The organism is Synergistaceae bacterium, from assembly GCA_017444345.1.
In the GTDB taxonomy this organism is placed as follows: domain Bacteria; phylum Synergistota; class Synergistia; order Synergistales; family Aminobacteriaceae; genus JAFUXM01.
Window position 1 is genome coordinate 23,142 of the sequence record JAFSWW010000018.1, and the last position, 6,463, is coordinate 29,604.

Below are 6,463 nucleotides of genomic sequence, written 5' to 3' on the forward strand. Positions count from 1 at the left end.
AGGTTATGTAATGAAGTCAAGCAAAATTTTTTATGTAGTTATTATGCTGCTTATCATGATTAATTCTGCGTCTGCTCTGAGTGATAAGGAGTATAGGCAGTTCATTAAGAATCAAAATTTTTCAGAGGCCGACAAAGCACTTAATCAGGCATGGAAGAACGCAAAAGATTCACTCTCTGAACAGGATTTTGACGCGCTCAAGCAATCACAAAACAGGTGGATTAAATCAGGACGCGACAACGAAGCCCGCCAGTTAACGCGAAAATTATCAAGAATTCAGGCATATACGCTTGTAACGAATTCACGGGCGGATTATATAAATAATTACGTCAAGAAACGAGCTGTAACTATTAATGACGACTTGCCCGACGACTCGCCCTCTGATTTACCCGACGAAATGCCCGAAGATTTGCCCGATTTGCCCAGCGAGTCCCCTTCTAAACCTGAACCGGCAAAAATTAATCTAGCTGATTATGACAAGGCCGCAGATTTCTTGACAGAAAAATTAATAGACTCCGGCAAAATTCAGCCAAATGAAGAAATCACTTATCTTGACTCGCAAGTCGAGATTAACGGCTCGCAGTGCTGGGAGTTCTCATCAAGTTTTAATTTTGTCGAGACTGGGCACTATGCAATTTCTGAAAGCGGGAAGATTTATATTTATGAAGACGATAAATATATTTCACTAAATTAATTTAATATTTAATCAGGAGGCTATATCATGAGAAAATTTTTAAGCGTTGTAGTATTATTATGTGTGCTTGCAAGTTACGCGCTTGCATTCGAGACCGACGGAAAAAATATTATTGTCGATGTTACCAGCACGGGCGAGAATCGTTTGGCGGCAATTGAAAGCGGATTAGTTGAGGCGTTGAGACTCGCGTCAGGGAGCTTTATAGACTCAAAGACTGAGCTAAACAATGAAGAATTAACCGAGCGCATAATTTCTTATTCTAGGGGGTCAATCTCAAAATATGACGTTATGAGCGAAGACACAAGCAAAGCAAGTGAAGGACTCTACACCGTGAAATTAAGAGTCTGGGTTGAGAGTGAATTATTACGTGACGGCGTTCAAGTTGCTGCGAATAAGACATCAAGGGTAAAATTTTCGCCTGAAGATTTAGCACCGGAAAAACCCGCAGTAAATCCCGTTGAAGCTCAAAATAATGATAAACTCTCAGCGGCCAACAAAAATAATGCGTCATCAGGAGTCGAGGCTTTATCGGCAATGCTTGAACGTTACAACCCTGAAGATTTCATAAATATTAAGGTCGTCGGCAAAGTCAGCAAGGTCAAGGGCAAAGAGACCGAAGATTTATGTCAAGTACTTGTCGAGGTGTCATTTAATGACGAGCTTTATAATCAAAAATTTATACCGGATTTGAAACAGGTATTAGACACAATTGCGGCCAAGAAAAAAGATATTACTTTGACTCGTGAAAGAAATATTTTGCGCAGTATCTCATCAAAAAAGGGCGCGCCCATGTCAGATAACAGCGTTATTTTGAGCGGGTCAAATTTAGGTAAGGAGTATAATTTGGCAGTATTCGATAAGCCTGATAGATTCGGGTGCAGATTATACGGTTTCAAGAAGGATGACTCGGACAAAATTTTGAATAATTTGACGGGTGCATTAGCTCAATTTAGGGGACGGATTGCGAGACTCAAAGGCTTTGAGATTGAATTACTTGACGAAAACGGCGATACAGTCTCTACAGCAGAACAAAAAATTACGCTCCCCTATCTGCTTACTGACAGCGTAATAGTTAATAACGTCTGGGCTTTTCACCCCTCAATTATGAATTACATGGGAATGTATAATTATGTCCCATTATATATTGAGAATAAGGCCGTGACTCTTCCGTTAAGATTTGAGCTTCCCGCAGAATTTCAGGAGATAACGCGCGAGATTAACGCAAAATTAGTCTTTGATGATGATTACTCGGACTCAGCACTGAAGACTCGAAATGCTTTACACAATGCCGCAATGAATGTTTTAACAAAGCAGCCGGATCGAGCAGATTTTGAGTCAGCCCTAGAAATTGAATACCCTTTAGCACAGACAGCAATTTATAATATAGAGACGAATCAAATTTTAAACACTCAAGGAATTTTGCGCGATGAAGTTGTTGACCGTTTAGCAGATTTCAGAGAAAAAGGGAGTCACGCTGCATTTTATGGGACATTCTTAATATTAGAGGCTGATAATAAAGATTTTGAGGCTCAGAAAAGATCCGTGCAGTATCTCACACAGGCGGCAATGATTCACCCCGATGCAATGATTAGAATGGGAGAAGTTCAGGAACAGGGCTTTTACGGGGTCAAGAAAAATTCTAAGCGGGCAGATTTCTATTACAAAGAAGGAATCAGAATTTTATCATTACTTGCGAGTCAGGGACTTCCGAGCGCGGCTAATTCACTGGGACATGTTTATATTGAGGGACTCGGCACAAAGCAGGATATACCACGGGCAGAAAAATTTTATAAATTTGTCGAGAAGGCCGGCTATAATGACCCTGAATACTGGCTGTGGATTCATTATGGAGTTACTTTGCGTCAAGTTGTCCCGCCTGAAAAAATATTAGAGAAGTTAAGACAATGGAACGATTACAAAGACGCTCGCACATGTTTGTATTTAGTGCGTGAAAAAATGTATAGTTATTACTGGGATGGACAAGCAATTCTTATAAATATTCCTGCTCGTTATCCTGCTAATGTATTGATGGGACAGAAAGAACATTATGACATTCGCTTTTCTAGTATTTACATGGACGGCGACTCTGTCAACACAAGCGACAAATATTTTAATTTCAAGAAATAATTTATTACGATATAATAAGCGCGTGCAGTTCTCCTGAAAATTTACCGGGAGGGCTGCAATTTTTTCATGAATCAAGATTCAGACTGCTATAATATTGCAAATGATTTTACACGATAAGGAGCTATAAAATTTTGAGCAGAGTATATAATTTCAGTGCTGGCCCCGGTGTCCTGCCTGAAGAAGTGCTAAAAACTGTACAGGCTGAATTACTCGAATACGGCGACAGCGGCATGTCAGTAATGGAAATGAGTCACAGGTCAAAAGATTTTGAGAATATTTTGGACGAGGCGGAGGAAAATTTACGCTCATTAATGAACATTCCCGCAAATTATAAAGTTTTATTCATTCAGGGCGGAGCGTATACTCAATTTGCTATGATTCCCATGAATTTAATGATTAATCGTTCGGCAGATTATATAGTAACCGGCCAGTGGTCAAAGAAGGCTGCTGCAGAAGCAAAAATTTTCGGGACTGTCAACGAGGTAGCAACTTCAGCAGATAAAAATTTCTCGTATATTCCTGATCTGTCAGATTTGAATATAAGCGATAAGGCCGACTATGTTTATATTTGCCAGAATGAGACAGTGCACGGGACAACTATTAAGACTCTCCCGAACACTAAGGGCAAAATTTTAGTCTCTGATATTTCGTCTATGTTCCTGAGTGAACCTCTTGACGTGAATAAATACGGGCTTATTTACGGCGGAGTGCAGAAAAATGTCGGTCCTGCAGGCGTTGTAATCGTTATAATTCGTGAGGATTTAATACGCGATAATGTTTTGCCTTATACTCCCACTATGATGAAGTATAAGACTCATGCTGATAATAAATCTTTATTTAACACTCCCCCTTGCTTTAATATTTACGTTTGCGGACTCGTTTTTAAGTGGCTTATGAAGTTAGGCGGCGTTGAAGAAATGCACAAGTTGAATCAGGCTAAGGCAAAAATTTTATATGATTATCTTGACAGCTCGAAATTATTTCATGGAACAGTCGACAAGAAAGACAGATCATTAATGAATGTGCCGTTTATCACAGGAGATAAAGATTTAGACGCGGAATTTGCAGACGAAGCAGCACAGGCCGGCCTGAAAAATATAAAGGGTCATCGTTCAGTCGGAGGCATGAGAGCATCACTTTATAACGCAATGCCCATAGAAGGAGTCTATAAGCTCGTTGAGTTCATGACAGATTTTGAAAAGAGGCACGCAAAGTAAATGATTTGTCCCAAACACAGGAAAATTTGCTGTCTTAATAGCATAGCAAGTGTAGGACTCGAAAAATTCCGCAAGGGTTATGAATTAATTGACACTCCGGAAGAAGCAGCGGGGATTCTCGTTCGTTCGGCTGATATGTTAAATATGGACTTCCCCGCAGAGTTACGCGCAATCGCTAGAGCCGGTGCAGGTGTGAATAATATTCCCATTGATAAGTGTTCGGAAAATGGAGTAGTTGTATTTAATACACCCGGAGCAAATGCAAATTCAGTGAAAGAATTAGTCTTAGCCGGCTTATTACTTGCTTCACGAGATATTTACAACGGAATAAAATGGGTTAAAGACAACGCAAATGATTCTAATATTTCAAAATTGGCCGAGAAGACAAAGAAAAATTTTGCAGGTCATGAGATTCAGGGCAAAACTTTAGGAGTTATAGGACTGGGAGCTATAGGAGTCAGAGTTGCAAATGCTGCTGTATCACTCGGAATGAATGTTTTAGGCTATGACCCCTATTTATCGTTAAAATCTGCGTGGATGTTGAGCCCTATGATAAAACATGCTGACACGGCCGAAGAAGTTTACTCAGCGAGCGATTTTATTACGATTCATGTACCAGCAGGCGAGAACACAAGGCACATGATAAATTCTGACGCAATCGCAAAAATGAAGCCCGGAATAAAAATTTTAAATTTTGCCCGTGATGTCTTAGTTGATGAGTCAGCGTTAAAATCAGCTCTTGAATCCGGTCATGTAGCTAAATATATTTCTGACTTCCCGAACACGACAAGCGCGAATTTGCCGAACTCGATAATTTTGCCTCATTTAGGAGCTTCAACGGAAGAGGCCGAAGACAACTGCGCAATAATGGCCGCCGTACAGTTACAAGATTATCTTGACAACGGGAATATAACGAACTCAGTAAATTATCCTGATATTCACGCGGGGATCTGTGAGACTGAAGCAAGAGTCGCGATTTTACACAGCAATATACCGAACATGCTATCACAAATTACGGCGTTTTTCGGAAATAATGGGCTGAATATCGAGAATTTATTAAATAAAGCTAAAGGCCAGTATGCTTATACATTGCTTGATATTTCTCATAAAATGCCGGTTGATACAGTAGAGAGGCTCAAGGAAATTAACGGAGTCAAACGAGTCAGACGAGTTACTGAAAGAATGTAGCGCAAAAAAAATAACGCCCCCGGGATTTTTGCGAGTCCTGAGGGGCAAATTTTTTATTTATCCTTTATGAAATTTAGTATATTGAGATCGCTTATACCTGAAGTGCCGCTAAATGATTTAGTTGTCGGCATCCCCCCGAAAGCACTAACTCCGCCGCGCATTGTACTTGTTTTGCCCATTTTGCCTATCATTGTGCGTGTTGTTGTTGTAACTCCGTTCGCAGCTGTCTTCTCTGTCTCTAAATAAGACACTCCGCCGGAATTAATAATTTTTGTGCTGACTTCAGTCTCGCCGCTTGATTCTTTTTCCTGTTCAACTGGAGCAGCTCCGGGCAATTCTGGCATTTCGGGCGGTTGTTTATCGCTCTTGCCTAAAAGTTTCGCGACTTCATTATCAACACTTTCAACTTGAGGCAGTCCTAAAATTTCAGCTTCCTCGTTTAAAGTCTCGCCTAAGAGTGTTAAATTTTCCTGATCGCTTAAATCTTCAACTTTGAGGCCAAGCCCTGACATAGCAGCCTGAATATTACCTATATTTGCCCTGAACGCATTAGATACACGAGACATGAATTCACTTGAGGCCGTAAAATCCTGCTTTGAACCTGACTCACTTGAAGGAGGTACGGGCGGAACTCCTCCCGGAATTGTCCCCGATGAGTCATAAGTCTTGCTATTTATTGATGCAGCCTGAAGGAATGCGTCAAATTCTCTAGTCTCGCGCTGAATATTATCACGTGCGTTATTATTCTGTGCAGGGAACATAACAGATTGATTTAACATGTATTCATTAATTCGCATAATAATTCACTCCTTCTGTAATATAAATATAAACTCATGAAAAATTTTTCTGTTTTAGGTGTATATCGGTAATTATGACTAGAATCTTTAACGACGGGCTATAATTTGTCGGCTAAAATTTTAAGTAATTCGACGGGACTCATGCTTGATAAAATTTGCTTTCTCTCGTCGGGGTTAATGCGCGATAGAACTTCACGCATACTGAGTGATAAGCAGCGGGGATTATTAATATATTCGGAGTTCGGCAATTTTTCGGGTTTATCTTTGTCAGTATCAGTATCAGATTCAGATTTAGGCTCACTAGACGGTGTCGTCATAATATATAAAGCCACATAAACATTGCACATATCTGAACTGAAGCTATGAATGACGATGATTTTTTAGCGTAACGGGTTGCAATGCCTCGCCACTGTTTTAATTTCAAAAACGTATTTTCTACA

General features: G+C 40.1%; 6 protein-coding genes. 4 read left to right on the forward strand and 2 right to left on the reverse strand.

What is annotated here, in order from left to right; genetic code table 11:
- Positions 1 to 10 precede the first annotated feature (10 nt).
- The 4 genes from IJS99_00975 (at position 11) to IJS99_00990 (ending at position 5,226) form a co-directional block, all read left to right on the forward strand.
- Positions 11 to 694, forward strand: a complete 684-nt coding sequence (locus IJS99_00975; protein MBQ7560393.1) for a DUF1311 domain-containing protein — start codon at positions 11 to 13, stop codon at positions 692 to 694.
- A gap of 27 nt (positions 695 to 721) precedes the next feature.
- Complete coding sequence (locus IJS99_00980; protein ID MBQ7560394.1) at positions 722 to 2,821, forward strand: sel1 repeat family protein; 2,100 nt, start codon at positions 722 to 724, stop codon at positions 2,819 to 2,821.
- A gap of 131 nt (positions 2,822 to 2,952) precedes the next feature.
- Positions 2,953 to 4,038 carry a 3-phosphoserine/phosphohydroxythreonine transaminase gene (gene serC, locus IJS99_00985; GenBank protein ID MBQ7560395.1) on the forward strand — a complete coding sequence of 362 codons (1,086 nt, stop codon included), beginning with the start codon at positions 2,953 to 2,955 and terminating at the stop codon, positions 4,036 to 4,038.
- Positions 4,039 to 5,226 carry a 3-phosphoglycerate dehydrogenase gene (locus IJS99_00990; protein MBQ7560396.1) on the forward strand — a complete coding sequence of 396 codons (1,188 nt, stop codon included), beginning with the start codon at positions 4,039 to 4,041 and terminating at the stop codon, positions 5,224 to 5,226.
- A 53-nt stretch (positions 5,227 to 5,279) separates the two neighbouring features.
- On the opposite strand, the gene IJS99_00995 is transcribed toward IJS99_00990, so the two are convergent.
- Positions 5,280 to 6,023: a hypothetical protein gene (locus IJS99_00995; GenBank protein MBQ7560397.1), complete on the reverse strand. Its 744-nt coding sequence runs from the start codon at positions 6,021 to 6,023 to the stop codon at positions 5,280 to 5,282.
- A gap of 98 nt (positions 6,024 to 6,121) precedes the next feature.
- On the reverse strand, positions 6,122 to 6,340 hold the full coding sequence (locus IJS99_01000) for a hypothetical protein (protein MBQ7560398.1): 219 nt from the start codon (positions 6,338 to 6,340) through the stop codon (positions 6,122 to 6,124).
- Positions 6,341 to 6,463 lie beyond the last annotated feature (123 nt).